Origin of the sequence: Microbacterium sp. HMWF026 (assembly GCF_003061325.1) — a bacterium.
Classification (GTDB): domain Bacteria; phylum Actinomycetota; class Actinomycetes; order Actinomycetales; family Microbacteriaceae; genus Microbacterium; species Microbacterium testaceum_E.
In genome coordinates this window covers 1-1,846 of the sequence record NZ_QAJB01000325.1, presented here as the reverse complement: position 1 = coordinate 1,846, position 1,846 = coordinate 1, and the positions used below count along the sequence as shown (strand labels likewise).

At 75.1% G+C, this 1,846-nt stretch carries 1 pseudogene; it reads right to left on the bottom strand.

Features of this window, described 5'->3' with window-relative positions:
* Positions 1-1,735, bottom strand: a pseudogene (locus DBR36_RS12325) (hypothetical protein); the annotation flags it as partial.
* Between the last annotated feature and the right edge of the window lie 111 nt (positions 1,736-1,846).

The window sequence follows — 1,846 nt, the reverse complement described above, 5'->3', positions numbered from 1 at the left end:
CGGCGAGGGTGAGCTCGGCCGACTCGCCCTCGCGCGCGGTCGTCGCGACCTCGGCGTTGAGGCGCTCGCGCACCCCCGCGCCATCGGCTCCCGCGATCTGGTGTCCCGCGAGCATCGACATCACCGCGGCCAGTCGCTCCCGCGGGCCGATGCCGTCGGCGCGGCGTCGGGCGTCGAGCGTGCGCTGCACCTCGCGATAGTGGTGCTGGGCGAGCTTCCACCGGCCGTGATACGTCTCGGCGGTACCGGCCGCCACGGTGGCGCGCAGCCGCGCCGCCGGGGACGCGGCGGTCTCGGCGGCGGCGCGGGCGGCGGCCTCGGCCGCCCGTGCCCAGTCGAGCTGGGCGCCCGCGCGGAGCGCGTCGGCGAGCAGCTTCTCGACACGGGCGTCCGCCTCGGTGGTCGACGATGCGGCCGAGGGGGCGCCGCGTCTCTCGGCAGCGGCGCGGGCGATCCGTCTGCGCGCGCCGGGGTCGATGTCCTCGTCGATCTCGGGGGATCCGTGAGCGGCGAGTTCCGCCTCGAGCCGCAGCGCGGGGTCGTCCTTCGCGCGCAGCCCCCGCAGCGCGTGCGCGGCGGCGTGGGCGGTGTCGCCGCGATCGTTGGCGGCTCGCGCCCCGGCAAGGGCAACCCTGACCCGGGTGGACGGGGGGTAGTCGTTCTCGTCGGAGTCTGCCCCGAGGCGATGCCACCGCTCCGAGACGGCGACGGCGATCGGGTGGCTCCACCATTCGTCGTCCTCCGCCAGCATCCGCGAGCCGGCGGCGCGGACGAGGTCGTCGACGTGCGCGGCGCCCAGCTGTCGGCGTGCCTCCTGCGCGACGAGGTCGTTCGCGGTGAGTCGACGCTCGCGTGACGAATCGGCGTGCAGCAGGCCGCTCGCCAGCAGGGCGTGCACGCTCTCGGCGTTGAACAGTCGGGTCGCGGCCGCGAGTTCGAGGTGGGGCAGGCGCAGCACGCCGGACAGGCACTCCAGGTCGGGGCGGGCGATCTCGGCGACGTGACGCTCGAGGGCGACGGCGAGCCTGCTGTCGCGCGCGATCGCGCGGAAGGGACTGAGCGGATCGCGTCCGGCGCGGGCGGCGCCGGTGGCCTCGAGGACGAGGTGGCGCAGCAGCGCGCGGGATCCGTCGGCGCGCCACTCGATGGCCGCGCGAGTGGCGCTGTCCAGCAGCGGCGCGTCGGGGAAGAGGTCGATCATCCCGCGTGCGTCGTCATCGGACAGCTCGCGCAGGTCGACACGGCGCAGGATGCCGTCCATCCACAGCCCGAGGACGGTTCGCCGCACCTCGTCGGCGTCGTCGCCGAGGTCGACCGCGCGCGGTCGGGCGGTACGCATCCCGAAGATGACCGTCGTCCGTCTGGTCGCCACGGCGCGTTCGAGTGCGTGCACGGATGCCGTGTCGAGCGCGTCGACGTCGTCGACCACGATGACGCCGTCCACGGGCGCGGCGCCGGTCAGTTCGCGCACGTCGTCGAGGCAGGGATCGCCGGCCGCATCCAGGGCGCCGTACGGCACGCGCGACAGCGCCGCGCACGGCCGGACGACAGCGGTTCGCGTGCCCGCCCGCTGCAACTCGGCGGTGACGGCTCGGAGCAGGTAGCTGCGCCCGCTGCCGCGCGGACCCGCGATCAGCAGAGACGTGCCCGCCCGCGCACTCTCGGCCAGGGAGGCGGCATCCCGATCCGCCCCCACCAGTTGTCCCGACGGCACCGTCGGTCGTTCGTTCCCCATGTACAGCTCCCCCCGGAGTCGCCCGTCGATATCGACGGGCGGTGCACAGCTCCAACATAGCGAGAACGGGCCGGATCGGGGGCGGAGGGCACGTATCCCGCATCCCGGGGC